The 25,614-nt window shown below is 70.9% G+C and carries 23 protein-coding genes; 17 read left to right on the forward strand and 6 right to left on the reverse strand.

All coding sequences use genetic code 11. From position 1 onward, the window contains the following. Window positions 1–87 precede the first annotated feature (87 nt). From whiA to AB0I32_RS23050, 6 genes are all read left to right on the forward strand, one after another. Complete coding sequence (whiA, locus tag AB0I32_RS23025; RefSeq protein WP_357510307.1) at window positions 88–1,068, forward strand: DNA-binding protein WhiA; 981 nt, start codon at window positions 88–90, stop codon at window positions 1,066–1,068. Between the two features lie 322 nt (window positions 1,069–1,390). Then, complete coding sequence (gene gap / locus AB0I32_RS23030; protein ID WP_357510309.1) at window positions 1,391–2,395, forward strand: type I glyceraldehyde-3-phosphate dehydrogenase; 1,005 nt, start codon at window positions 1,391–1,393, stop codon at window positions 2,393–2,395. A gap of 132 nt (window positions 2,396–2,527) precedes the next feature. Continuing rightward, window positions 2,528–3,727, forward strand: coding sequence for a phosphoglycerate kinase (locus AB0I32_RS23035; RefSeq protein WP_357510312.1), 1,200 nt, complete (start codon window positions 2,528–2,530; stop codon window positions 3,725–3,727). 93 nt (window positions 3,728–3,820) lie between these two features. Then, entirely contained in the window at window positions 3,821–4,591 is a 771-nt protein-coding gene (gene tpiA, locus AB0I32_RS23040) for a triose-phosphate isomerase (protein WP_357510338.1), read from the forward strand. 314 nt (window positions 4,592–4,905) lie between these two features. After that, window positions 4,906–5,148 carry a preprotein translocase subunit SecG gene (gene secG / locus AB0I32_RS23045; RefSeq protein ID WP_020014806.1) on the forward strand — a complete coding sequence of 81 codons (243 nt, stop codon included), beginning with the start codon at window positions 4,906–4,908 and terminating at the stop codon, window positions 5,146–5,148. Between the two features lie 54 nt (window positions 5,149–5,202). Next, on the forward strand, window positions 5,203–5,565 hold the full coding sequence (locus AB0I32_RS23050) for an RNA polymerase-binding protein RbpA (RefSeq protein ID WP_116675600.1): 363 nt from the start codon (window positions 5,203–5,205) through the stop codon (window positions 5,563–5,565). A 128-nt stretch (window positions 5,566–5,693) separates the two neighbouring features. Here the strand turns inward: AB0I32_RS23050 and pgl are convergent, their stop codons facing one another. Genes pgl through tkt form a run of 5 tightly spaced genes read right to left on the reverse strand, consistent with a single transcriptional unit; the run spans window position 5,694 to window position 12,264 of the window. Continuing rightward, complete coding sequence (gene pgl, locus AB0I32_RS23055) at window positions 5,694–6,479, reverse strand: 6-phosphogluconolactonase (protein WP_357510314.1); 786 nt, start codon at window positions 6,477–6,479, stop codon at window positions 5,694–5,696. Continuing rightward, complete coding sequence (gene opcA, locus AB0I32_RS23060; protein ID WP_357510316.1) at window positions 6,476–7,405, reverse strand: glucose-6-phosphate dehydrogenase assembly protein OpcA; 930 nt, start codon at window positions 7,403–7,405, stop codon at window positions 6,476–6,478. The genes pgl and opcA overlap by 4 nt, the downstream gene beginning before the upstream one ends. Then, window positions 7,405–8,967 (reverse strand): glucose-6-phosphate dehydrogenase, encoded by a 1,563-nt coding sequence (gene zwf, locus AB0I32_RS23065; RefSeq protein WP_357510318.1) that lies wholly within the window; start codon window positions 8,965–8,967, stop codon window positions 7,405–7,407. Before zwf ends, opcA begins: the two co-directional genes overlap by 1 nt. Beyond that, window positions 8,964–10,121, reverse strand: a complete 1,158-nt coding sequence (gene tal, locus AB0I32_RS23070; RefSeq protein WP_357510320.1) for a transaldolase — start codon at window positions 10,119–10,121, stop codon at window positions 8,964–8,966. Before tal ends, zwf begins: the two co-directional genes overlap by 4 nt. A gap of 37 nt (window positions 10,122–10,158) precedes the next feature. After that, window positions 10,159–12,264: a transketolase gene (gene tkt, locus AB0I32_RS23075; protein WP_357510322.1), complete on the reverse strand. Its 2,106-nt coding sequence runs from the start codon at window positions 12,262–12,264 to the stop codon at window positions 10,159–10,161. A gap of 349 nt (window positions 12,265–12,613) precedes the next feature. On the opposite strand from tkt, the gene AB0I32_RS23080 reads away from it, so the two are divergent. The 11 genes from AB0I32_RS23080 to AB0I32_RS23130 all read left to right on the forward strand — a co-directional run bounded on the left by AB0I32_RS23080 (window position 12,614) and on the right by AB0I32_RS23130 (window position 24,528). Beyond that, entirely contained in the window at window positions 12,614–13,624 is a 1,011-nt protein-coding gene (locus AB0I32_RS23080) for a heme o synthase (RefSeq protein ID WP_357510324.1), read from the forward strand. A 222-nt stretch (window positions 13,625–13,846) separates the two neighbouring features. Further along, window positions 13,847–14,698, forward strand: coding sequence for a CoA ester lyase (locus tag AB0I32_RS23085; RefSeq protein WP_357510340.1), 852 nt, complete (start codon window positions 13,847–13,849; stop codon window positions 14,696–14,698). 97 nt (window positions 14,699–14,795) lie between these two features. After that, window positions 14,796–15,752: a site-specific tyrosine recombinase XerD gene (gene xerD / locus AB0I32_RS23090; protein WP_357510342.1), complete on the forward strand. Its 957-nt coding sequence runs from the start codon at window positions 14,796–14,798 to the stop codon at window positions 15,750–15,752. Window positions 15,753–15,863: 111 nt separating this feature from the next. After that, the gene (locus tag AB0I32_RS23095; protein ID WP_116675594.1) at window positions 15,864–16,760 is read left to right on the forward strand and encodes an AAA family ATPase; all 897 of its coding nucleotides are present in this window, start codon (window positions 15,864–15,866) and stop codon (window positions 16,758–16,760) included. Window positions 16,761–16,989: 229 nt separating this feature from the next. Beyond that, a complete protein-coding gene (locus AB0I32_RS23100) occupies window positions 16,990–17,841 on the forward strand; it encodes a ScpA family protein (protein ID WP_357510344.1) in 852 nt (283 codons plus the stop codon). Then, window positions 17,838–18,497 (forward strand): SMC-Scp complex subunit ScpB, encoded by a 660-nt coding sequence (locus tag AB0I32_RS23105; RefSeq protein WP_357510326.1) that lies wholly within the window; start codon window positions 17,838–17,840, stop codon window positions 18,495–18,497. Before AB0I32_RS23100 ends, AB0I32_RS23105 begins: the two co-directional genes overlap by 4 nt. A gap of 65 nt (window positions 18,498–18,562) precedes the next feature. Continuing rightward, window positions 18,563–19,486 carry a pseudouridine synthase gene (locus AB0I32_RS23110; protein WP_357510328.1) on the forward strand — a complete coding sequence of 308 codons (924 nt, stop codon included), beginning with the start codon at window positions 18,563–18,565 and terminating at the stop codon, window positions 19,484–19,486. Window positions 19,487–19,572: 86 nt separating this feature from the next. Continuing rightward, a complete protein-coding gene (gene cmk, locus AB0I32_RS23115) occupies window positions 19,573–20,289 on the forward strand; it encodes a (d)CMP kinase (RefSeq protein WP_357510330.1) in 717 nt (238 codons plus the stop codon). 94 nt (window positions 20,290–20,383) lie between these two features. Continuing rightward, on the forward strand, window positions 20,384–21,943 hold the full coding sequence (gene der / locus AB0I32_RS23120) for a ribosome biogenesis GTPase Der (protein WP_357510332.1): 1,560 nt from the start codon (window positions 20,384–20,386) through the stop codon (window positions 21,941–21,943). Between the two features lie 148 nt (window positions 21,944–22,091). Beyond that, window positions 22,092–23,177 (forward strand): prolipoprotein diacylglyceryl transferase, encoded by a 1,086-nt coding sequence (gene lgt, locus AB0I32_RS23125; RefSeq protein ID WP_357510334.1) that lies wholly within the window; start codon window positions 22,092–22,094, stop codon window positions 23,175–23,177. 106 nt (window positions 23,178–23,283) lie between these two features. Next, window positions 23,284–24,528 (forward strand): MFS transporter, encoded by a 1,245-nt coding sequence (locus AB0I32_RS23130; RefSeq protein WP_357510336.1) that lies wholly within the window; start codon window positions 23,284–23,286, stop codon window positions 24,526–24,528. Between the two features lie 220 nt (window positions 24,529–24,748). Here the strand turns inward: AB0I32_RS23130 and AB0I32_RS23135 are convergent, their stop codons facing one another. Next, entirely contained in the window at window positions 24,749–25,597 is an 849-nt protein-coding gene (locus AB0I32_RS23135; protein ID WP_357510346.1) for a DUF222 domain-containing protein, read from the reverse strand. Window positions 25,598–25,614: the final 17 nt, after the last annotated feature.

Consider the following 25,614-nt stretch of genomic DNA (forward strand, 5'->3'; position numbering starts at 1 on the left):
CCGTGCAGGCGACACGCCGGGACAATTCGCCCGAGTATCCGCGATTCCACCGGGTGCCCTTGCGCTCGACCATGGCAGGATGACGCCATGGCGCTCACGGCACAGGTCAAGGAGGAGCTCGCGCGGGTGAGGGTGGCGAAGACATCCTGCCGTAAGGCAGAGGTCTCCGCGACGCTGCGGTTCTCCGGCGGCCTCCACATCATCTCAGGTCGGGTAGTGATCGAGGCGGAGCTCGATACGGAGCACGCCGCGACCCGGCTGCGGCATGCCATCCACGACCTGTACGGGCACACGAGCGAGCTCATCGTCGTCCAGGCGGGCGGCCTGCGGAAGAGCTCGCGCTTCGTGGTGCGCGTGGTGCGCGAGGGGGAGTCGCTCGCCCGGCAGACGGGGCTGCTCGACGCCCGCGGCCGGCCTGTGCGCGGGCTCGCGCCCGAGGTCGTGTCGGCGGGCGTGCAGGAGGCAGAGGCCGTGTGGCGCGGCGCCTTCCTGGCGCACGGCTCGCTGACGGAACCCGGCCGGTCCATGGCGCTCGAGGTGACCAGCCCCGGACCCGAGGCGGCGCTCGCGCTGGTCGGCGCGGCCCGCCGGCTCGGTGTGGCGGCCAAGTCCCGCGAGGTGCGCGGCATCGACCGCGTGGTGATCCGCGACGGCGACTCGATCGGCCGGATGCTGGAACGCATCGGCGCACCCGAGACCCTCAAGATCTGGGAGGAGCGCCGCGAGCGCCGCGAGGTGCGCGGCACCGCCAACCGCCTGGCGAACTTCGACGATGCGAACCTGCGCCGCTCCGCGCGGGCCGCCGTGGCCGCGGGCGCGCGGGTCCAGCGGGCGTTCGAGATCCTGGGCGACGAGCTGCCGGAGCACCTGCGTCAGGCCGGTGAGCTGCGGCTCGCGCACAAGCAGGCGTCGCTCGAGGAGCTGGGCCGGCTGGCCGAGCCGCAGCTGTCGAAGGACGCGGTGGCGGGCCGGATCCGCCGTCTGCTGTCGACCGCGGACAAGCGTGCGCTCGAGCTGGGTATCCCCGACACCGAGGCAGGGCTGCCCGCTGACCTGCTCGACCTCTGAGACCGGCCGCTGAACTTCACCTCCGGACCGGACCCCTGGCCGGACCTCTGGGACTTGACCGCCCGATCCGTCTTGTGAGATCGAACAGAACCCTGAGTTCCACACTGTCTGGGCTCGGGTCACGGTTCGGCCGGGTTCGGGTATAGGCTCGAAATCGTCAGGTGACGACGCCGTGACCATCGCGTTTCCCGTTCGGGTCGTCGCGGGGTCGCGGCGCCCGGATCACCCTGCAACGCACGCTCCGTCGGGCATCGACGGCAGTGGCGACAGATACAAGGAAACGTGTGCGCCGGGACGGCCGGCGCCCCCTGAGGAGGGCATTGTGACCATCCGCGTCGGCATCAACGGCTTCGGCCGTATCGGCAGGAACTTCTACCGGGCTCTCGTCGAGTCGGGTGCAGACATCGAGGTTGTCGGGGTCAACGACCTGACCGACAACAAGACGCTCGCGCACCTGCTCAAGTACGACACCGTCCTGGGCCGCTTCGGCAAGTCTGTCGACTTCGACGACGAGAACATCATCGTGGACGGCAAGAAGATCCGCGCCCTCGCCGAGCGCAACCCCGCCGACCTCCCCTGGGGCGAGCTGGGTGCGGACATCGTCATCGAGTCCACGGGCTTCTTCACGGACGCCACCAAGGCGAAGGCGCACATCGACGCCGGCGCCAAGAAGGTCATCATCTCGGCTCCGGCCAAGAACGAGGACGCCACCTTCGTCATGGGCGTCAACAACGAGCTGTACGACCCGGCCGCGCACCACATCATCTCGAACGCGTCGTGCACCACGAACTGCCTCGCCCCGCTGGCGAAGGCGCTGAACGACTCGATCGGCATCGAGCGTGGCCTCATGACCACGATCCACGCCTACACGGGTGACCAGAACCTGCAGGACGGCCCGCACGGCGACCTGCGTCGCGCCCGCGCGGCCGCGCAGAACATCGTCCCGACGACGACGGGTGCGGCCAAGGCCGTCGCCCTGGTGCTGCCGGAGCTCAAGGGCAAGCTGGACGGCTACGCCCTGCGCGTGCCGGTCATCACCGGCTCGGCCACTGACCTGACCTTCGAGGCCTCGCGCGAGGTCACGATCGACGAGGTCAACGCCGCCGTCAAGGCTGCCGCCGAGGGCCCGCTCAAGGGTGTCCTGGAGTACGTCGAGGACGAGATCGTCTCCTCGGACATCGTGACCAACCCGCACCAGAGCATCTACGACTCGAAGCTCACCAAGGTGATCGGCAACCAGGTCAAGGTCGTCGCCTGGTACGACAACGAGTGGGGCTACTCGAACAGCCTCGTCAACCTCACCGTGTTCGTCGGCGAGAAGCTCTGACGGCTCTAATCCCAGCGTGAACCCCGACGTCCGCGTGCGCATCGGCCAGCCGGCGCGCACGCGGACGTCGTCATGTCCCGGAACCCGACTGGCGACGCCCTGCATGCCGGTCCCTCGATCTGGAGTGCTCCTATGAAGACCATCGACTCCCTCGGCGACCTGCGCGGCAAGCGCGTCCTGGTCCGCTCAGACTTCAACGTCCCGCTCGACGGGACCACCATCACGGACGACGGCCGCATCCGCGCCGCCCTGCCGACCCTGAAGCGGCTGACGGACGCCGGCGCCCGCGTCGTCGTGCTGGCCCACCTCGGCCGCCCCAAGGGCACGCCGGACCCGCAGTACTCCCTCGCGCCCGTCGCCGCCCGACTGGGCGAGCTGCTGGGCCAGGACGTCGCGCTCGCGGAGGACCTCGTCGGCGCGTCGGCGAAGGCCACCGTGGACGGTCTGGCCGACGGCCAGGTGGCACTGCTGGAGAACGTCCGCTTCGACGCCCGCGAGACCTCCAAGGTCGACGCAGAGCGTGCCGAGCTCGCCGGTGAGCTGGCGCAGCTCGCGGACGCGTTCGTCTCCGACGGCTTCGGCGTCGTGCACCGCAAGCAGGCGTCGGTGTACGACGTCGCGCAGGTGCTGCCCGCAGCGGCGGGCGACCTGGTCCTGAACGAGGTCCAGTCGCTGTCGAAGGCGACCGGCGACCCCGAGCGCCCCTACGCCGTCGTGCTCGGCGGGTCCAAGGTGTCGGACAAGCTGGGCGTCATCGCGAACCTGCTGACCAAGGCGGACCGCCTGCTCATCGGCGGCGGCATGCTCTTCACCTTCCTCGCGGCCAAGGGCCTGTCGGTGGGCAACAGCCTGCTGGAGGACGACCAGATCGACGCCGTCAAGGGGTATATCGAGACCGCCGAGAAGAACGGCGTCGAGATCGTGCTGCCCGTCGACATCGTCGCGGCGGACTCGTTCGCCGCCGACGCGCCGCACCAGGTCGTGTCCGCCGACGCCATCCCTGACGGCACCATGGGCCTCGACATCGGCCCGGAGTCGGGCAAGCTGTTCGCCGCGAAGCTCGCCGACGCGAAGACCATCGCGTGGAACGGCCCCATGGGCGTCTTCGAGTTCGAGGCGTTCGCCGCGGGCACCACGGCGGTGGCGCAGGGCATCATCGACGCGACGTCCGACGGCGCGTTCTCCATCGTGGGTGGCGGCGACTCGGCAGCGGCCGTGCGTGCGCTCGGCTTCGACGAGGCCGGCTTCAGCCACATCTCGACCGGCGGCGGCGCGAGCCTCGAACTGCTGGAGGGCAAGGAGCTCCCGGGCCTCACCGTCCTCGCGGACTGAGTCCTCGCCGACTGACGCGCGCACCGACCTGCCGTACCCCACAGAACTCAGAACGAAGGAAGAAAACACGTGGCTACCACCCGCACGCCGCTGATGGCGGGCAACTGGAAGATGAACCTGGACCACCAGCAGGCGATCAGCACGGTCCAGAAGCTCTCCTGGTCCCTGAAGGACGCCAAGCACGACTACAACGCGGTCGAGGTGGCGGTGCTGCCGCCGTTCACCGACCTGCGGTCGGTGCAGACGCTCGTGGACGGCGACAAGCTCGAGCTCGTCTACGGCGCCCAGGACCTCTCCAAGCACGAGTCGGGCGCGTTCACCGGTGAGATCTCCGGCGCGATGCTCGCGAAGCTGGGCTGCACCTACGTGGCGATCGGGCACTCCGAGCGCCGCGAGCACCACGGCGAGTCCGACGACCTGGTCAACGCCAAGGTGCGCGCCGCCTTCGCGCACGGCCTGACGCCGATCCTGTGCGTCGGCGAGGGCCTGGACGTCCGCAAGGCCGGTGACCAGGTCTCGTACACGCTCGCGCAGGTGGAGGCCGCGCTGGTCGACGTGCCCGCCGAGCAGATCGCGAAGATCGTCATCGCCTACGAGCCCGTGTGGGCCATCGGCACGGGCGAGGTCGCCACGCCGGAGGACGCGCAGGAGGTCTGCGGCGCGATCCGCCGCGTGCTCGGCGAGCTGTGCGACCCCGACATCGCCGCCGGCGTCCGCGTGCTCTACGGCGGCTCGGTGAAGTCGGGCAACGTCGCGCAGATCATGGCGCAGCCCGACGTCGACGGCGCGCTGGTGGGCGGGGCGAGCCTCGACCCGGAGGAGTTCGCACGGATCGCCCGCTACCAGTCCCACGTCACCGCCTGAGTCACTGCCTGAGTCACTGCCTGAGGCGCCCCCGTCGGTCGGGCTTGTCGAGACCCCTGGTGGTCTCGACAAGCCCGACCAGCGGCTGGGGCCCGTGCACCTGACACGTGTCGTTCCGAGACACTCCCGCAACCTCGCTGATGTACTCTCGCTCGGGCGTGATGTTCCGGGTGTGACTCCTGCTCAGGGCTCTATGAGACCTCAAAGAGGTTCTGAACAGGGGGTTCGCACTGTGAGGTGCGTCTCGCTTACTCTTGACCGATCCGCCGCCGGGAAAACGCCCCGGCACCACCTACAACCGAGGACGTGAACCCGTGGACGCGCTCCGCATCATCCTGGAAGTCCTGCTGGTCCTGACCAGCGGCTTCCTCACCATGCTCATCCTGCTCCACAAGGGCAAGGGTGGCGGACTGTCCGACATGTTCGGTGGCGGTATCTCGATGGGCGCCGGTTCCTCCGGTGTCGCCGAGCGGAACCTCAATCGCATCACCATCGCCTTCGCCCTCGTGTGGGCAGTGGTGATCGTCCTGCTCGGGCTCATCCAGAAGGTCAGCTGAACCGGTCGCCAAGCGCCTAGCAGCTGACGGCCACACACAGAGGGGACGACAGACGTGGCATCAGGCGGTCATGCGATTCGGGGGAGCCGGGTAGGCGCCGGCCCTCTCGGGGAGACGGAGCGGGGCGACACTGCGCCACGTATCCGAGTTTCTTACTGGTGTGCCAACGGGCACGAGACGGCACCGAGCTTCTCGGTGGGCGAGGACGTAGAGGCCCCCGCCCAGTGGGACTGCCCGCGTTGTGGTTTCCCCGCGGGGATGGACCCGGTCAACCCGCCGTCGCCCGTGCGGAACGAGCCGTACAAGACGCACCTCGCCTACGTGAAGGAGCGCCGGTCCGAAGAGGACGGCGCCGCCCTCCTGGAGGAGGCGCTAGAGGCACTGCGAACCCGCCGTGGCGGCCGCGTAGCGCGCTAAGGCTTTTCAAGTCGGCGAACGAGAGCCGCGAAGCAACTGGGCGGGACACCTGATCAGGTGTCCCGCCCAGTTCTGCTTCGCCAGTTCTACCTGGCCAGAGTGCTCCGCCGCGGTGCCACTTCGCAGTGCTACTTCGGCGTGCTGGCCGCTTCCGCGTCCAGGAGCCACAGCGTGCGGGCCTGGCCGACGGCGCCCGCCGCCGGCACCTCGGTCACCGGGCCGTCGGCCAGCGCGGCGGCCACCTGCTCCGCCTTCTCGGCCCCCGCCGCGACGATCCACACCTCACGGGCGGACCGGATCGCGTCGAACGTGAGCGACACACGCTCCGGCGGCGGCTTGGGCGAGGCGTGCACGCCCGTCGTCGTCCCCTGCGCGGCCAGGACCTCGTGGCCGGGGAACAGGGAGGCGACGTGCCCGTCGGGACCCATGCCGAGCAGCAGGACGTCGAACGCGGGGACCGCGACGGTCCCTTCGCCCGCGTGCTCACGCAGGAGCTCGGCGTATGCCGCCGCGCCGTCCTCGGGCGTCGCCACCGACGTCGGTCCCGGCATGGGGTGGACGTTGGCGGCGGGGAGCCCGTGCTCGGCGACCAGGCCGTCGAGCAGGGCCTCCCGCGCCTGTGTCTCGTTGCGGTCCGGGTCGCCGTCCGGCAGGAACCGCTCGTCGCCCCACCAGAGGTGGACGCCCGACCAGTCGACGGCCGGCACGAGCGGGCTCGCGGCGACGGCCGCGAGCGTCGCGATGCCCACCGAACCACCCGTGAGCACGACGTGCACGGGGGAGCGGACCGACTGCACGTCGAGCACCCGCGTGAGCAGCCGGGCGGCCGCTGCCTGGGCAAGCACCTCCTTGTCGGGGTGCACGACGACGAGTCGTACCCCCGGCGCCGAGCCGGTCGTCCCGCCGGGCGTCACGCCGCGTTCCGCGTGGTGACGTGCTTGAGACCCCGGATGAGGGTCTCCTCGAAGATCTCGTCCGGGTCGAGCCGGCGCAGCTCCTCGATCAGGGCCTCGTTGAGGGCCCGGATCGGCAGCGCGATCCGGCGGGCCGGCTTGCCCGGCTGCGTGATCGTGACCGTGCGGCCGTCGGGGCGGTCGAGCACGATGGGCCCGCTCTTGCGCTCCAGGGTCACGCGGGTGATCGCGTCGTCGCTGTCGGTGCGCAGCACCTCGGCAGGGCAGCTCAGCCGGGTACCGAGCCAGCCGGCGAGCAGGTCGAGCGACGTGTGCCGCTTCTGCCCCTCGACCGTCACGGAGAGCACGGGCTCGAACGGCGGCTCCTCCACGGCGGCCGCGATGAGCCCCCGCCACAGGGTGACGCGCGCCCACGCAAGATCGGTGTCCCCGGGGGCGTACGTCCCGGCGAGGTTCTCCAGCATCTTCACCGGGTTCGTGGCGATGGTGCTGTCGATGATCCGGCGGGCCGCCATGCGGCCCACAGGGTCCTCGGACGGGACGGACGGCGCCTCACGCGGCCACCAGGCCACGATCGGCGCATCGGGTAGCAGGAGCGGCATCACGAGCGTGTCGGTGCGCTCCAGGAGCGGAGCGGAGGCGCGCAGCACCACCACCTCCGAGGCGCCGGCGTCACCGCCCACGCGGATCTGGGCATCGAGGTGGGCGCTCGAACCGTCGGCCGTCGGGGCGACGACGATGACGCGGCACGGGTGCTCACGGCTCGCGTCGTTCGCGGCCTCCACCGACTCCTCGACGTCCTGCTCGTCGGCCAGCACCACGAGGGTGAGCACGCGGCCGAGGGCCACCGCGCCGCCCTCGTCGCGCAGGCGGACCAGACGCTTGTTGATCAGGTTGGTCGTGGTATCCGGCATGTCGATGATCATCAGGGACGCCTCCAGGTCCTGCCGTCGCGCTCCATCATGGCGTCAGCCGACGCCGGGCCCCAGGTGCCCGACGCGTACGGCTCGGGCTTGCCCTTGCGCGCCCAGTACGACGTGATCGGGTCGAGGATCTTCCAGGAGAGCTCGACCTCCTCGCGCGTCGGGAAGAGCGGCGGGTCGCCGAGCAGCACGTCGAGGATGAGCCGCTCGTAGGCCTCGGGCGAGGACTCGGTGAACGAGTGCCCGTACCCGAAGTCCATGGTCACGTCGCGCACCTGCATGGCGGTGCCCGGCACCTTGGCGCCGAACCGCATGGTGACGCCCTCGTCGGGCTGCACGCGGATGACCAGGGCGTTGTTGCCGAGCTCTGACGTCAGGGACGACTCGAACGGCAGGTGCGGCGCCTTCTTGAACACCACTGCCACCTCGGTGACGCGGCGGCCCAGGCGCTTGCCGTGGCGCAGGTAGAACGGGACGCCCGCCCAGCGGCGGTTGTCGACGTCGACCCGGACCGCCGCGAAGGTCTCCGTGGTGGAGTCCTTCGCGATGCCGTCCTCCTCGAGGAAGCCGGGCACCTGGTCGCCACCCTGCCAGCCGGCCTCGTACTGGCCGCGGGCGGTGTGCTTGCCCAGGTCACGCGGCAGGCGCACGGAGGAGAGCACCTTGATCTTCTCGGCACGCAGCTCGGCGGCGTCGAAGTTGACCGGCTCCTCCATGGCCACAAGGGCCAGGAGCTGGATCAGGTGGTTCTGGATGACGTCGCGCGCGGCGCCGATCCCGTCGTAGTACCCCGCGCGGCCACCGATGCCGATGTCCTCGGCCATGGTGATCTGCACGTGGTCCACGTAGTTCGAGTTCCAGATGGGCTCGAACATCGTGTTCGCGAAGCGCAGCGCCAGCAGGTTCTGGACGGTCTCCTTGCCCAGGTAGTGGTCGATGCGGAACACCGACTCCGGGTCGAAGACCTTCGAGACCACCGCGTCGAGCTCACGCGCGCTGGCCAGGTCGTGCCCGAACGGCTTCTCGATGACCACCCGGCGCCACGCGTCCACCCCGTCGCCGTCGGCGTCGTTGTCGGGGTGCGACAGCCCGTGCTTCGAGAGCTGCTCGCACACCACGGGGAACGCCGAGGGCGGGACCGACAGGTAGAACGCGTGGTTGCCACCCGTGCCGCGCTCCCTGTCGAGCGTCTCGACGGTCTCGCGAAGACGCTCGAACGCGGCGTCGTCGTCGAAGGAGCCCTGCACGAACCGGATGCCCTCCGCCAGCTGGCGCCACGTCGCCTCCCGGAACGGGGTGCGGGCGTGCTCCTTCACGGCGTCGTGCACCACCTGTGCGAAGTCCTGGTCCTCCCATTCACGCCGGGCGAAGCCCGTCAGGGCGAAGCCAGGCGGCAGGAGGCCACGGTTGGCGAGGTCGTAGACGGCGGGCATGAGCTTCTTGCGCGCCAGGTCACCCGTCACGCCGAAGATCACCAGGCCGCTCGGCCCCGCGATGCGCGGCAGCCGCAGGTCGAGGGGGTCGCGCAGGGGGTTGATCCCCTGCGCGATCTTCGCCGGCCTCACCGGTCGCCGGCCCCTGCACCGGCGAGCCCGGTCTTGGTGGTCGTCAGGAGCTCGTCCCAGCTGACCTCGAACTTCGTCACGCCCTCGTCCTCCAGCTGTGCGGTTACCTCGTCGATGGAGATGCCCTGCGCCTCGATCGCCGCGATGACCGCGGCGGCCTGCTCGCCCGAACCGGTGACGGTGTCGGCGAGCACGATGCCGTGGTCGGCGAACGCGTCGAGCGTCTTCTCGGGCATGGTGTTGACCACGCCCGCCACGACGAGCTCGTCCACGTACATCGTGTCGCGGTAGCTCGGGTCCTTCACGCCGGTCGACGCCCACAGCGGACGCTGCGGCTGGGCGCCCGCTGCCTGCAGGGCCGCCCACCGCTCCGACGCGAAGACCTCTTCGTAGGCCGCGAAGGCCAGCCGGGCGTTCGCGATGGCGGCCTGGCCGCGCAGCGCGAGCGCCTCCTCCGTGCCGATCGCGTTCAGGCGCTTGTCGATCTCTGCGTCCACACGGGACACGAAGAACGACGCGACCGAACCGATGACGGACAGGTCGTGGCCCGCCTCCTTGGCCTGCTCGAGACCGGCCAGGAACGCGTCCATCACCGCCCGGTACCGCTCGATCGAGAAGATCAGCGTCACGTTCACACTGATCCCCTTGGCGAGGGTGGACGTGATCGCAGGCAGACCCTCGACCGTGGCCGGGATCTTGATCATCACGTTCGGCCGGTCGACGGTCTCCCACAGGCGGACGGCGGTGGCTTCCGTCGCCGCCGTGTCGCGGGCCAGCCGCGGGTCCACCTCGATGGACACGCGGCCGTCCACGGCACCGGTGGCGTCGTAGACCGGGCGCAGCAGGTCTGCCGCGTCGCGGACGTCGTCGGTGGTGATGCGCTCCACCGCCGCCTCGACGTCGCCGTTGTTCGGCGGCCCGGCCAGCTCGGCCAGTATGCCGTCGTACGCGTCGCCCTGCGCGAGGGCGGCGGCGAAGATCGTCGGGTTGGTCGTGACCCCGACGACGTTCTTGGTGCTGATGAGCTCGGCGAGGTTGCCGGTCCGCAGGCGCTCACGGGACAGGTCGTCCAGCCAGATGGCGACACCCGCCTCGGACAGCCGCTGGGTGGGACTGACGTTATCGCCTGTGCTGTCTGTCGTGCTGTCGGTCATCATGCCCTTCCTCTCGTGTCCGTGATCACGCCGTGGCTCAGGAAGCCGCGGCGATCGACTCCTTGGCGGCCAGGGCGACAGCCTCCGCCGTGATGCCGTACTCGGCGTAGAGCTTCTTGTAGTCCGCCGAGGCGCCGTAGTGCTCGAGCGAGACGATGCGGCCGGCGTCACCGACCACCTCGCGCCAGCCCTGTGCCACGCCTGCCTCGACCGAGACACGTGCCTTCACACCGGACGGGATGACCGACTCGCGGTAGGAGTCGTCCTGCTTGTCGAACCACTCGCGCGAGGGCATGGAGACGACGCGGGCCTGCACGCCCTCGGCGGCGAGGATCGCGCGCGCCTCGACGGCGAGCTGCACCTCGGAGCCGGTGCCCACGAGGACGACGTCGGGCGTGCCGTCGGTGTCCAGGAGGGTGTAGCCGCCCTTGAGGGTGCCCTCGGCCGAGGCGAAGCCCTCGGTGCCGCGCGGGTAGGTGGGCACGTTCTGGCGGGTCAGCACGATGCCGGCCGGGTTGTCGCGGTTCTCGAGGATGCCGCGCCAGGCCCAGGCGGTCTCGTTCGCGTCAGCGGGGCGGACGACGTCGAGGTTCGGGATGGCACGCAGCGCCGCGAGGTGCTCGACCGGCTGGTGGGTCGGGCCGTCCTCGCCGAGGCCGATCGAGTCGTGCGTCCAGACGAACGTGGTCGGGATGCCCATCAGCGCCGCCAGGCGGACCGAGGCACGCATGTAGTCGGCGAACTGCAGGAACGTCCCGCCGTAGGGGCGGGTCAGACCGTGCAGCACGATGCCGTTGAGGATCGAGCCCATGCCGTGCTCGCGGATGCCGAAGTGCAGCGTGCGGCCGTACTCGTTGCCCGGGAACTTCTTGGTCGCGTGCTCGGCGGGCACGAAGGACGGCACGCCGTCCATCGTCGTGTTGTTGGAGCCGGCGAGGTCGGCGGAGCCGCCCCACAGCTCGGGCAGCACGTCGGCAAGGGAGGAGAGCACCTTGCCCGACGCCGCACGGGTTGCCACGCCCTTCTCGCTCGCCTCGAACTCGGGCAGCGAGTCGGTCCAGCCGGCGGGCAGCTCGTGGGCGCGCAGGCGCTCCAGCAGGGCCGCCTGCTCCGGGTTGGCGTCCTTCCAGGCGGCGAAGGCGGACTCCCAGGCCTCGCGCTGGGTGGCCTGGCGCTGCGCGACGGAGCGCGTGTACGACAGGACCTCGGAGTCGATGGCGAACGTCGCCTCGGGGTCGAGACCGAGCACGGACTTGAGGCCCTTGACCTCGTCGGCGCCCATGGCCGAGCCGTGGATGCCGCCCGTGTTCTGCTTGGTGGGCGCGGGCCAGCCGATGATCGTGCGCAGCGCGATGATCGAGGGCTTGCCGGTCTCCGCCTTGGCGGCGTCGAGCGCGGCGGCCAGCGCGTCGGTGTCCTCCGCGTAGCCCTCGCCACCCGAGGTCCAGTCCACGCGCTGGGTGTGCCAGCCGTAGGCCTCGTAACGCTTCAGGACGTCCTCGGTGAACGCGATGTTCGTGTCGTCCTCGATCGAGATCTTGTTGTCGTCCCAGATCAGGATCAGGTTGCCGAGCTGCTGGTGGCCCGCGAGCGACGAGGCCTCGGAGGTCACGCCCTCCTGCAGGTCGCCGTCGGACGCGATGACGTACACGTGGTGGTCGAACGGCGACTCACCAGGTGCGGCGGCGGGGTCGAGCAGGCCGCGCTCGCGGCGGGAGGCCATCGCCATGCCGACGGCGGACGCGAGGCCCTGGCCGAGCGGGCCGGTCGTGATCTCGACGCCGGCGGTGTGGCGGTACTCCGGGTGGCCGGGGGTCTTGGAGCCCCAGGTGCGCAGTGCGGCGATGTCGTCCATCTCGAGGCCGTAGCCGGCGAGGAAGAGCTGGAGGTAGATCGTCAGTGACGAGTGGCCGGCGCTCAGCACGAACCGGTCGCGGCCCAGCCATTCGGGGTCGGACGGGTCGTGGCGCATAGCCTTCTGGAAGAGGAGGTAGGCGGCCGGTGCGAGCGAGATCGCGGTTCCGGGATGTCCGTTGCCCACCTTCTCGACGGCGTCCGCAGCCAGTGCCTTGATGGCCTTGACCGCTCGCTCGTCGAGCTCCGACCACTCCAAGGGCTTCAGCACGGGGTCGAAAGCGTTCACGAGTCCTCTTTCTCTCCGCCGCCGACCCTGGCCCTGCCCGGAGAGCGGACGAGCCGGAGAGCCGCGCAGCGTGCGTGCGGCGGCGGCGGAATGCCGGCCGCCCTTCGTTCGATTGCGAAATCAACCCTATACGCGCACCCCAGCCCCCGCGCAGGCCTGTCCACAGTGGGGATGGTCACCGCGCTCGGACAAATCTCACACGGCGTCGCGGGAATGCGGTGCGCGGCCACGTCAGGCCGCGACGTACGATGGGCGAGCACCCGTGAGGCGACGCTGCCAGCAGCACCGCCACCAGGTGCGTTATCGAACCAGGACCCCGAAGAAACTCCCGAACGGAACTGCGACGCGCGTGAGAACGAGCCACACGACGACCGGCCAGACCGCGCGTCCCCAGACATCCGGCACCGAGCGGTCCGCCACCGAGCCGTCCGGAAGCGAGCCGTCCGCCGTCGACGTCGGGCCGCGTCCTGGGGGATGGTTCCTGAGCCGGGCCGGCGCGTACGTGGCGCTGACCAAGCCGCGCGTCATCGAGCTGCTGCTCGTGACGACGGTGCCGACCATGATCCTGGCGAACGACGGCATGCCGAGCTTCTGGCTGATCCTCACCACCCTCATCGGCGGCGCCGGCGCCGCCGGGAGCGCCAACGCGTTCAACATGTGGTGGGATCGGGACATCGACCAGGTCATGAACCGGACCAAGAAGCGTCCGATGGCGACCGGCGAGATCACGCCGCGTGCGGGCCTGGTGTTCGCGTCGATCCTCGGCCTGCTGTCGCTGACCTGGTTCGCGCTGGTCATCAACTGGGCGGCGATGTGGCTCACGCTGGCCGCCATCGCCATCTACGTCGTCGGCTACACGATGATCCTCAAGCGCCGCACCCCGCAGAACATCGTGTGGGGCGGCATCGCGGGCTGCATGCCCGTCTTCATCGGCTGGGCGTCGGTGACCGGCGAGCTGAGCTGGGCGGCGCTGGCGCTGTTCGGCATCATCTTCTTCTGGACGCCGCCGCACTACTGGCCGCTGTCGATCAAGTTCAAGAAGGACTACGCGAACGCGAACGTCCCGATGCTGCCGGTCGTCAGCGACGACAAGCGCGTGGCCGCCGAGATGGTGGGCTACACGCTCGCGATGATCGCCTGCTCGCTCCTGCTGACGCCGCTCGCGGGCATGTCGTGGGTGTACACCGCTGTGGCCGCGGCGCTCGGCGCGTGGTTCCTCTGGGCGACCATCGCGATGCTGCGCAGGGCGCAGGGCAAGGCGAGCGGCAAGCTGGGCGCCATGAAGGTGTTCCACGCGTCGATCACGTACCTGTCGCTGCTGTTCGTGGCCGTCGCGGTGGACGTCTTCCTGCCGTTCTGACGCGCTTTGTCCGCTGCTGTGTCAAGGCGGTCTTCTGTTCATATTGTTCGCACCCATGTAGTGGTTCATGATTCGGCCCGTGTCGGTGTCCGCGCCTAGGCTGAGGGTGTGACCGAGACCCCAGCCGACCGAACCACCGCCCTCGCCGATCAGTCTGCCCAGCAGTCCGGGAGCTACTCCGCGGGCCTGCCGACGTCGTCCTCCGCCGTTCCCGAGGTCGACCTGGCTCCCCGCCGGGCGGCCCGCGAGAAGTCCCGCGTGGCCCCCGACTACGCGCGTGCGTGGCTCCTGCTGTCCGCGATGCGGACCGAGCTCTTCGACAAGGCGCAGCTGTCCCGGGCGGACCAGGTGATCCTCGACTGCGAGGACGCCATCGACGACTCGTTGAAGGACGAGGCGCGCGAGAACGTCATCCGGTGGATCAAGAACGGTGGCAGTGCCTGGGTCCGGATCAACGACCGCCAGGCGTCGTCGTGGGCCGACGACGTCGCTCACCTGCGGGGCCTCAAGGGCCTCAACGGCGTCATGCTCGCCAAGACGGAGAGCGCCGACGACGTCATCGACACCGCGCAGCGCCTCGGCGGCGACGTGCCGGTCATCCCGCTCGTCGAGTCGGCGCTCGGCATCGAGGAGGCCGTCAACATCGCCAGGGCCCGCGGCGCGTTCCGCCTCGCGTTCGGCTCCGGCGACTACCGCCGCGACACCGGCACCGCCAACGAGCCCATGGCCATGGCGTACCCGCGTACGCGCCTCGTGGTCGCCAGCCGCATCGGCGGCCTGCCCGGCCCCGTCGACGGTCCGACGGTCGGCTCGTCGCACGCGCTGCTCCGCGAGCAGTCCGCCGACGCCGTCATCCTCGGCATGACCGGCAAGCTCTGCCTGGACTTCGAGCAGCCGGCGGTCATCAACGAGTCCTTCGCACCGACGTCGTCGGACGTGGCCTGGGCCGTCGACTTCTTCGCCGAGTTCGAGGCCGCTGGCTCCGTCATCCGCGACGGCAGCGACAAGCCGCGCCTCGCCCGCGCACAGGTGATCCGCTCGCGCGCCGAGCTGTTCGGCATCAACCCCTCCTGACGCGGGAGCAACCTCGCACACCGGTCACCCGGCGTGGCCTGCCCGAACGGCAGGCCACGCTCGGCATGATGGGGCGGTGTCAACCGCCCAGGCCCACCTGCAGACCCTCCGTGAGCCCGCACCGGGTCCGGACGTCAGCGCCCGGCTCGACCGCGCCCTGCAGGACTACCTCGCGCACCTGAGCGTGGAGCGCGGCCTCTCGGCCAACACCGTCGCCGCCTACCGCCGCGACCTCGTGCGCTACCTGGCGTTCCTCACGACGTCCGGCCGGCCCGGCCTCGGCGACGTCACGGAGGCCGACGTCACCAGCTTCGTCGAGTCGGTGCGCCAGGGGGCCGACGGCGGACGCCCGCTGTCGGCGTCGTCCACCGCGCGCGCCCTGGCCGCCGTGCGGGGCTGGCACCGGTTCGCGCAGGCCGAGGGCATTGCGGTGGACGACCCGTCCGCCGAGGTGCGCGCACCCACCCAGCTGCGCCGGCTGCCGCACGCGCTGTCCGTCGACGACGTCGCCGCCCTGCTCGACGCCGCGGGCACGGGTGATGGCCCGTTGCCCCTGCGCGACCGGGCGCTCCTCGAGCTGCTGTACGCGACGGGCGCGCGGATCTCCGAGATCGTGGGGCTCGACGTCGACGGCGTCAGCGACAGGACCTCCGTCCGGCTGCTCGGCAAGGGCGCGAAGGAGCGTGCGGTGCCGGTCGGCTCGTTCGCGCGGGACGCGCTCGAGGGTTACCTGGTCCGGTCGCGGCCGGCGCTGTCCGCCGCGGGCCGGGGCACGCCCGCCCTGTTCCTCAACACGCGCGGTGCCCGGATGTCGCGGCAGACCGCGTGGGCCGCGCTGCAGGCCGCCGCGGCGCGCGCGGGACTCAAGGAGCACGTCTCGCCGCACACGCTGCGGCACTCGTTCGCGACCCACCTCCTGTCGGGCGGGGCGGACGTACGGGTGGTCCAGGAGCTGCTGGGGCACGCGTCGGTCACGACGACGCAGATCTACACGATGGTCACCCCGGACGCGCTGCGCGAGGTCTACGCGGCGGCGCACCCCAGGGCCCGGTAGCGGTCTGACGGCCGAAGGACGCCACGCCGAGGCTTTCGCGGAGCAGCGCCCACACTCTGGTATAGCGTGGCGGGCGTGAGCGAGGCACCCAGCCAGGAGGGAGCGAACACGATGACCGACATGCTTCTCGGCAAGACGGTCGTCGGCGCACCCACGGACCCGGAGATCGTGCGCGACGTCGTCGGACGCGTCATGCCGGAGCTCCCGGAGCCGGCGCCGCTGACGAGCCACGGTCCTGCGCGCATCATCGCGATGTGCAACCAGAAGGGCGGGGTCGGCAAGACGACCACCACCATCAACCTCGGCGCGTGTCTCGCCGAGTACGGCCGCAAGGTGCTCCTGGTGGACTTCGACCCGCAGGGCGCCGCGTCGGTGGGCATCGGCGTCAACCCGCACGAGCTCGACCTGACGGTCTACAACCTGCTCATGGAGCGGGACGTGGACATCAACGACGTGATCATCTCGTCGGGGATCGAGAACCTCGACGTGCTGCCGGCGAACATCGACCTGTCCGCCGCGGAGGTGCAGCTCGTGGGTGAGGTCGCCCGTGAGTCCGTGCTGTCCCGCGCGCTGCGTCCCGTGCTCGACGACTACGACGTGATCCTCATCGACTGCCAGCCGAGCCTCGGCCTGCTCACCGTGAACGCGCTGACCGCGGCGCACGGCGTGCTGATCCCGCTGGAGTGCGAGTTCTTCGCGCTGCGCGGCGTCGCGCTGCTCGTGGAGACCATCGAGAAGGTGCGGGACCGGCTCAACCCGGCCCTGGAGATCGACGGTATCCTCCCCACCATGTACGACTCGCGCACCCTGCACTCCCGCGAGGTGGTGGCGCGCGTGTACGAGGCCTTCGGCGACACGCTGCTCCACTCGATCATCGGGCGCACCGTGAAGTTCCCGGACGCCACGGTCGCCGCCGAGCCGATCACCGACTACGCGCCGGGACACCCGGGCGCCGCCGCGTACCGTCAGCTCGCCCGGGAGCTCGTGGCCCGTGGCGACGCTGCCTGAGGCGGAGGTGGCGCGGAGTGTGGGGGTCGAGGTACGAGACACCCGGACGGAGCAGAACCGCAGCCTCAGGCAGCAGACGGTAGAGCCTGACGTGGCGGTGGATGGGTCGGACGTCCTTGAGGCGGAGACTGACGTCGCCGCCGGGCCGGACGCCGTCGTCGTCACGGAACCGGACGCCGACCAGGCGCCCGTCGACGAGCGCCGCAGCTCCCGGACGTTCCAGGTCCACCTGCACAACTTCGAGGGCCCGTTCGACCTGCTGCTCTCGCTGATCGCGAAGCACAAGATGGACGTCACCGAGGTGGCGCTCGCCGTCGTGACCGACGAGTTCGTCGCGCACATCCGCGAGGCGGAGCGGGCCTCGCGCGAGGCCGCCGCACGCGGCGAGGAGCACGCGTCCTGGGACCTCGGCGTGGCCAGCGAGTTCCTCGTGATCGCGGCGACGCTGCTCGACCTCAAGGCCGCCCGGCTGCTGCCCGGCGTCGTCGACGAGGACGCGGAGGACCTCGAGCTGCTCGAGGCCCGCGACCTGCTGTTCGCGAGGCTGCTGCAGTACCGGGCGTACAAGGAGGTCTCGAAGGTCATCGCGGAGCAGATGGCGTCGGCCGGCCGCCGCGTGCCGCGCCTGGCACCGCTCGAGCCGCACCTCGCGGCGATCCTGCCTGAGCTGGTCTGGGACACGACGGGGGAGCAGCTCGCCGAGCTGGCCGCCCGGGTGCTCGCCCCGAAGCCGCCGCCCGTGGTGGGCCTGGCCCACCTGCACGGCTCCGCGGTGAGCGTGCGCGAGGAGGCTGGCGTCATCGTGCAGCGCCTGCGGAACGAGCACTCGCTGACCTTTCGGTCGCTGACGGCCGGCACTGAGCGCCTCGTGACGGTCGCCCGGTTCCTGGCGCTGCTGGAGCTGTTCCGCGACTCGCTGGTCGCATTCGAGCAGATCAGCCCGCTGGGCGAGCTCACGGTGCGCTGGACCGCCGGGCCGGAGGACGGCGAGAAGTACCTCGATCCGCAGGCGGGTCCGAGCGAGTTCGACGAGGGTGACCTGGTGACCGCGGAGCCCGGAACGGAGGCGACAACAGCATGACCGTCGAAGAACAGGCCCCGGAGGCCGTGCAGGTGGACGCCCCGGCCGAGGGCTCGACGCAGGACGAGCTCGCTCTCGTCGACGTGCACACGCTCCCGGGCGGCGCGCACGCGGCGGTCGAGGCGGTGCTCATGGTGGCCGACGCGCCGATCGGCGCGGACCGCATCGCCGCGGCGCTGAACCTGCCGCAGCACGAGACCGACGACATCCTGCACGAGCTGGCCGACGAGTACGCGGGCCACCTCGGCTCCCGTCCGCGCGGTTTCGAGCTGCGCCGGACCGTGGACGGCTGGCGCATCTACTCGTCGGCGGCGCACGCGGACCCCGTCGGACGCTTCGTGCTGGACGGCCAGTCCGCCAAGCTGAGCCAGGCCGCGCTGGAGACGCTCGCGGTGGTCGCCTACCGTCAGCCGGTGACGCGTGGCCAGGTCAGCGCGGTGCGCGGGGTCAACGTGGACGGCGTCGTGCGGACGCTGCTGACGCGCGGACTGATCGCCGAGATCGGCCAGGATCCGAGCTCGGGTGCGGTTCTGTTCGGAACCACGGGATACTTCTTGGAGCGGATGGACTTCTCGTCGCTCGACGAGCTGCCTCCGCTGGCTCCGCACCTGCCCGACCTCGACACGTTCGAGGGCCTCGACGGGCTGGACTCCTAGCCGGATCCCGGTCCGACCTGCAGGCAGGTCGCAGTGCCCTTCCCGACTCACCGAGAGACGTAACCATGAGCAACGAACGCCGCGGCGGGAGCCGCCGCGAATCCAGTGGTGGCCAGCAGCCGCGCCGACCCGACCACTCCGGCCAGTCCGGCAAGGGCGGCAAGAACTTCCGGGGCGGCAGCTCGGCCAAGAGCCGCGCCCAGGCGAACGCGCCGCGCCGCAGGCCCGCGCAGCCCGCCGAGCAGGGCCGCGACGTCCACGTCGACGGCGGCGTGCGGCTGCAGAAGGTGCTCGCCCAGGCCGGGCTCGGGTCCCGCCGGGCGAGCGAGGAGCTCATCGCGAACGGCCGCGTCGAGGTGGACGGCCAGATCGTCACCGAGCTGGGCGTGCGGGTCGACCCCGCCACCGCCGTCATCCACGTGGACGGGCTCCGGATCCAGCTGGACCAGACGAAGGTGACCATCGCGCTGAACAAGCCGCTGGGCGTGGTCTCCACGATGGACGACCCCAAGGGTCGGCCGACCGTCGCGGACCTCATCAAGAACCGCGAGGAGCGGCTCTTCCACGTCGGGCGGCTCGACGCCGACAGCGAGGGCCTGCTGCTCCTGACGAACGACGGCGAGCTCGCCAACCGTCTGTCCCACCCGAAGTACAAGATCGCGAAGACGTACCTCGTGACCGTCGAGGGCGAGATCTACCCGCGCGTCGGGCGCGAGCTCCTGAAGGGCATCGAGCTCGACGACGGCATCGCCAAGATGGACGCGGTGCAGGTGATCCAGCAGATCGACGGCTTCGCGATGCTGGAGGTCGTGCTGCACGAGGGACGCAACCGGATCGTGCGCCGGATGTTCCAGGCCGTCGGGCACCCGGTGACGCGCCTCGTGCGCACCCGGATCGGTCCGATCCCGCTGGGCGACCTGAAGTCCGGCCGCACCCGCGTTCTGGGCCGCACGGAGCTGGGCACCCTGATGGGTGCCGTAGACCTGTAACCTCGACCGCTGAGTGCTGGGTATCTGTGCCCGTGTACGCACTCCGGCAGCAAATACCCAGCACTCAACGGAAAGCGAGCGGGACTGTGACCAGCCCTGTGGTTGTGGCGATCGACGGACCTTCCGGGTCCGGCAAGTCGAGCGTGTCGAAGGCGGTCGCCGCACGGCTCGGTCTGGCTTACCTCGACACGGGGGCCATGTACCGGGCGGCCACGGTGTGGAGCATGGAGACTGCGGACCTGGACGACGCCGCATCGGTCGCCGCCGCGGTCCGCGCGATGCCGCTGGTCATGGGCCTGGACCCGGCCGCGCCCGGCGTCGAGCTGGACGGGCGGGACGTCGCCGTGACGATCCGCACCACCCAGGTCACGACCGCCGTCTCGAAGGTCGCGTCCAACCTCGACGTGCGGGCCGAGCTCAAGCGGCTCCAGCGCGAGATCATCGACCAGGAGTCCAGCGCCCGGGCGGTGTTCTCGGGCGGCCGGGGGATCGTGGCCGAGGGCCGCGACATCACCACGGTCGTCGCGCCCGACGCCGACGTCCGCGTGCTGCTCACCGCCTCCGAGGAGGCACGCCTGCGCCGCCGGTCGCTGGAGGTGCACGGCGCGGCCGACGCCACGGCGGTCGACGCGACGCGCGACCAGGTGCTGCGCCGCGACCAGGACGACGCGAAGGTCACGCAGTTCCACGTCGCCGCCGACGGCGTGGCGACCGTCGACTCCAGCGACCTCGACTTCGAGCAGACGGTCGACGCCGTGCTCGCCGTCGTCGCGCAGTCCGAGACGGCGACCAGCAGGGCCTGACCAGCAGGGCCTGACGGTCCGTGGCGCGCCGGAGCGACGCAGGTCATATGGCCGCGAGTCGGCCGGAGCGCGTCAGGCCTGCGACAATGAGGGCATGACCCACGACCCCTCTGCATCGGAGGCTGCTGCGCTGGACGCGACGGCCCGAGATGATGCTGCCCTGGACGCGGCCGCCCCGGCCGCACCCGACCTCGAGCTCGCCGACGCCCTCGCCGAGACCGAGGACGACGTCGCGCGCGAGCGTGCGCTGCGCGTCGGCCTCGAGGAGTTCGAGCTCGACGAGTCGGACCAGGCGCTGCTCGACTCCGAGTGGAGCGACGAGCAGGCCGAGGCGGAGCAGGCACTGCCCGTCCTGGCCGTCGTAGGGCGTCCGAACGTCGGCAAGTCGACGCTGGTCAACCGCATCCTCGGCCGCCGCGAGGCAGTGGTGGCCGACAAGCCGGGCGTGACGCGCGACCGCGTGTCCTACCCGGCCGAGTGGGCCGGTCGCCCGTTCATGCTCGTCGACACGGGCGGCTGGGAGGTCGACGTCGCCGGCATCGAGTCCAAGGTCGCCGAGCAGGCCGAGGTAGCGATCTCCCTCGCCGACGCCGTCGTGTTCGTGGTCGACGCCACCGTGGGCGCCACCGCCACCGACGAGCGTGTGGTGGAGATGCTGCGCCGCTCCGGCAAGCCTGTCGTGCTGTGCGCCAACAAGGTCGACGGCGCCTCGGGCGAGGCGGACGCCACGTACCTGTGGGCGCTGGGCCTGGGGGAGCCGCACCCGGTCTCCGCCCTGCACGGCCGCGGTACGGGCGACCTGCTCGACGCCGCCGTCAAGGCCCTGCCGACGACGTCGGAGCACGGCACCGTGCGTCCCGCCGGTCCGCGCCGCGTGGCGCTCGTCGGGCGGCCGAACGTCGGCAAGTCCTCGCTGCTGAACAAGATCGCCGGCGCGGAGCGGGTGGTGGTCGACGAGGTCGCCGGCACCACGCGCGACCCGGTCGACGAGCTCATCGAGCTGCGCGGCATCCCGTACTGGTTCGTGGACACCGCCGGCATCCGCCGCCGTGTGCACCAGACCAAGGGCGCGGACTTCTACGCCTCGCTGCGCACGCAGGCCGCCATCGAGAAGGCGGAGATCGGCGTCGTCCTGGTGGACGCGTCCGAACCGCTGACCGAGCAGGACATCCGCGTGATCCAGCAGGTCGTGGACGCGGGCCGTGCGCTCGTCATCGCGTACAACAAGTGGGACCTCATGGACGAGGACCGGCGCCCCTTCCTCGAGCGTGAGATCGAGAAGGAGCTGGTGCAGATCACCTGGGCGCCGCGCGTCAACCTGTCGGCCCGTACCGGCTGGCACAGCGAGCGGCTGGTCCCGGCGATCGAGCGTTCGCTCGCGTCCTGGGACCGGCGCGTCCCGACGGGCAAGCTCAATGCGTTCCTGGGCGAGCTCGTGGCCGCGCACCCGCACCCGCTGCGCGGCGGCAAGCAGTCGCGCATCCTGTTCGCGACGCAGGCCTCGACCCGTCCGCCGCGGTTCGTCATCTTCGCCACCGGGTTCATCGAGGCGGGCTACCGCCGCTTCATCGAGCGTCGCCTGCGCGAGACGTTCGGTTTCGAGGGCACGCCCATCGAGATCTCGGTGCGGGTGAGGGAGAAGCGCAAGCGCTGACTCCGCCGCAAACCAGCTCCGCCGCAACCCAGCGATTCGGCCCGGAAGTCACGCGACGTCCGGGCCGAATCGCTGGGTTGCGGCGGAGTTTTTTGTGCGCGCCGAGTTCGATGCCCACGATGTCGGTCAGTCGCGGTACCTTCGGGTCGTGCTTCCGGCCAGTATCCCCAGCCCCGATCCGGTGTGGTCCCAGATCCACCTGGGTCCGCTCACCATCCATACCTACGCCCTGTGTCTGCTGGCCGGCATCGCCGCCGCCGCGTACATCACGGACCGGCGTCTCCGCGCACGCGGAGCCGCCCCCGGGCTCGCCCTCGACATCGCGATGTGGGCAGTGCCCATCGGCATCGTCGGCGCCCGGATCTACCACGTGCTCACCCACCTCGGGGACTTCACCGGCCCCGGCGTCGACCCGTGGGCCTGGGTCAGGATCTGGGAGGGCGGCAACGCCCTGTTCGGGTCCCTCCTCGGCGGCGCCGTCGGCGTCTGGATCGGCTGCCGTCTGACGGGCCTGCGGTTCTGGTCGTTCGCCGACGCCCTGGCGCCGGGCCTGCTCGCCGCCCAGGCGATCGGGCGGCTGGGCAACTACGTGAACCAGGAGCTGTTCGGCCTGCCGACCACGCTGCCCTGGGGCCTGGAGATCCGCTCCGACGCGCCGATGTTCCCGGCCGGGACCCCAGAGGGCACGCTGTTCCACCCGTTGTTCCTGTACGAGATGATCTGGAACCTCATCGGCATCGCGCTGCTGCTCGCCATCGAGCGGCGGGTGGTCCGCCGGGACGAGGCACTGCGGGCCGACGGTGGCACGCCCGGCGCAGGCATGCGCTGGGGCCGCATGTTCGGCCTCTACCTGATCTGGTACGGCCTCGGCCGCAGCTGGCTCGAGACCATCCGGATCGACCCGACGAGCGACGCTCCGCTGGGCGTCCCGGCGAACGTGTGGACGTCGGGGGTGGCGATTCTCCTGGGCATCGCGATCGTCGTGCTGCAGGGCCGGCGTCACCCGGAGCCCGAGCCCTCGGTGTACCAGCCGGGGCGGGAGCCCGAGGACGAGGACGCCGAGACCGAGCCTGAGAAGGACACCGAGCCCGCGGGCTCGGCCGACGACGACGCTTCGGCGAGCACCGCCTCCGACGACGCGACGTCCGAGGGTGCGGACTCGAAGAGCACCGCCTCCGGGAACGCGGCCACCGCGGAGCCTGCCGAGGCGAACGGCTCCGCCGACAGCAAGTAGCCCGCAGCTTCTCCTGCCGTGACCCCGTGGGGCTGTGACGTGCCTGTGCGCACGCTCACAGCCCCACGGGTTGTTCCACCCGGCGCGCATTGCGGAGGATGAGGTCATGCCACCTTCGCGCCCCGGGGACACCTCTGCCTCGTTCCCGCTTTCCGTGGGACGGCGCACCTGGTGGCCGGTCGCCGCCGTGCTCCTGGCCGTGGCCTGGGGCGGCAACGAGTTCACCCCGCTGCTCGTGATGTACCGCGAGCAGGGCGTCATGGGACCCGTCACCGTCGACGCGCTCCTCGCCGTCTACGTGTTCGGCCTCGTTCCCGCGCTGCTGCTGGGCGGGCCGCTGTCCGACAGGTTCGGCCGCCGCCCGCTGCTGCTGCCCGCGGCGCCGCTCTCTGCGCTCGGGTCGCTCGTGCTCGCGCTGGACCCGGAGAGTCCCGTGGTGCTCTCCATCGGCCGTCTGCTCTGCGGCGTCGCGCTCGGGCTGGCCATGGCCGTGGGATCCACCTGGCTCACGGAGCTCAGCGCCGCCACCGGCGAGCGTGCCGCCGGGCCCCGTCGCGGATCGCTCTCCCTGACCGCGGGATTCCTCTCCGGGGCGGGCATCGCCGCGATGCTCGCGCAGTTCGCCCCGTGGCCCACCCTCCTGTCGTACGTGCTGCACGCGGCCGGATCCCTGCTCGCCGGCCTGGTGCTGCTCCGCGTCCCGGAGACCCGCCGGCGCCTCCCGCGCGACGAACGGGCCCGGCTGCTCGACGACCTGCGCATCACCGCCGTCCGGCACCCCAGGTTCCTGCGGGTGGTCGTGCCCCTCGCGCCCTGGGTGTTCGGCTGCGCCGGCTGCGCGTTCGCGGTGCTGCCGAGCCTGCTCACCGACCAGGTCGGCGGCTTCCCCATCGCCTTCGCGGGCGTCATGGCCATCCTCGCGCTCGGCTGCGGTATCGGCATCCAGGTCGTGGCCCGCCGGATCGACACGCCGTCGTCGGCTCGTGCCTCGATCGTGGCGCTGACCATCGTCGGCGCGGGGATGGCGCTCGCCGCCTGGGCGTCCACCGCGCTGTCGCTGCCGATCGGCGTGGTGGCGGCAGTGGTCCTCGGAACCGGCTACGGGCTCGCGCTCGTGGCCGGGCTCAGCGAGGTCGCACGGATCGCCGGCCCGGGCCAGCTCGCCGGGCTGACCGCCGTGTTCTACTCGCTGACCTACATCGGGTTCTTCGTCCCGATGGCGCTCGCCTGGCTGCGCGACACCTGGTCCTACGGTGAGATGTTCGGCTTCGGTACGGTCACCGTCGCGCTGTGCCTGACCATCGTGGCCGTCTCCTCGCGCACGGCGCTCCCGGACCGGCTCCGGCGTTAGGGCCTGAAGACGATCAAGCTGAGTCGTTGACTCCGGTGGCAGGCGTTCAGGTCAGGGGTGGCACGTGAAGTGCCATGTGGTCCTGCGGCTGCCAGGTCCAAATAAGAAGCGGTCCCCCGGCCGACAGCCATGCCTAGAAGCTCCCCGTAGGTGCCTGAATCGGTAGTCCAGTGCTGAGGGCCTGGTGTGTGCAGGCCCTGCCATCGCGGCGACCCGTAGGTCAGGCGGCGTCGGCTGGTGGTGGGGCTTCGATGGGTTCGGGTAGTTGGATGCGGTGCCCGCGGGCGTCGGTGAAGGCCCACCCGGTCTCGAGCAGGGCACCGGCTGTGGTGTCGGTGGTGGCCTTGCCGGTCCAGTGCATGGTGATGCCTTTGGTGTCGACGAGTTGGTGGTGGTACCAGCACAGCAACGCACTGTTGGTCACCGAGGTGTTCCCGCCGTGGGCCCAGTGGGTGATGGCGTGGTGGACCTCGCACCGTGACGGTGGTTGATCACACCCGGGGTAGACGCAGTGCTGGTCGCGGGCGATGACGGCGCGTCGCATCTGTCCTGACACGGTGCGTTGGGCGCGTCCGACGTCGAGGACTGCGCCGTCGGGTCCGAACACGATCCGGGTGATCGCACTGTGACACGCCAACCGGCGCAGCAGGGCGCGTGGGGCGCGGCCGCCGGTCTCGGTGAACACCGGACCACCGGGCGATAGCAGCGTGGATAGTGTCGGCTCCGTTGTATCCCAGCCACCCGGACCTCCACCCCGACTCGGACTACCGGTCGAACGTCCACCCAGGCTTCCGGCTGGACTACCGGTCGGGCTATCGGCCGCAGGGCGTGTGTCCAGCGCGCCTGCATCGGCATCCGCAGCCGAGCTGGTGCCAGCGCCAGGGCTGGTGCCGATGCCTGCACCTGCACCTGCACCTGCACCGGTGCCTGTGCCTGTGCCTGTGCCTGTGCCGGGGACCTTCGCACCAGCGCCTGGGCGGTTGCTGCGACCGGGTGTGGCCTGTCCGCACGACAGGCACAGCCCGTCACGGGTCTTCGTGACCTGGGCGACCAGCTCGTTCCAGGACACCGTGACGTTCAGGTGGG

Origin of the sequence: Promicromonospora sp. NPDC050249, assembly GCF_040656015.1 — a bacterium.
GTDB lineage: Bacteria > Actinomycetota > Actinomycetes > Actinomycetales > Cellulomonadaceae > Promicromonospora.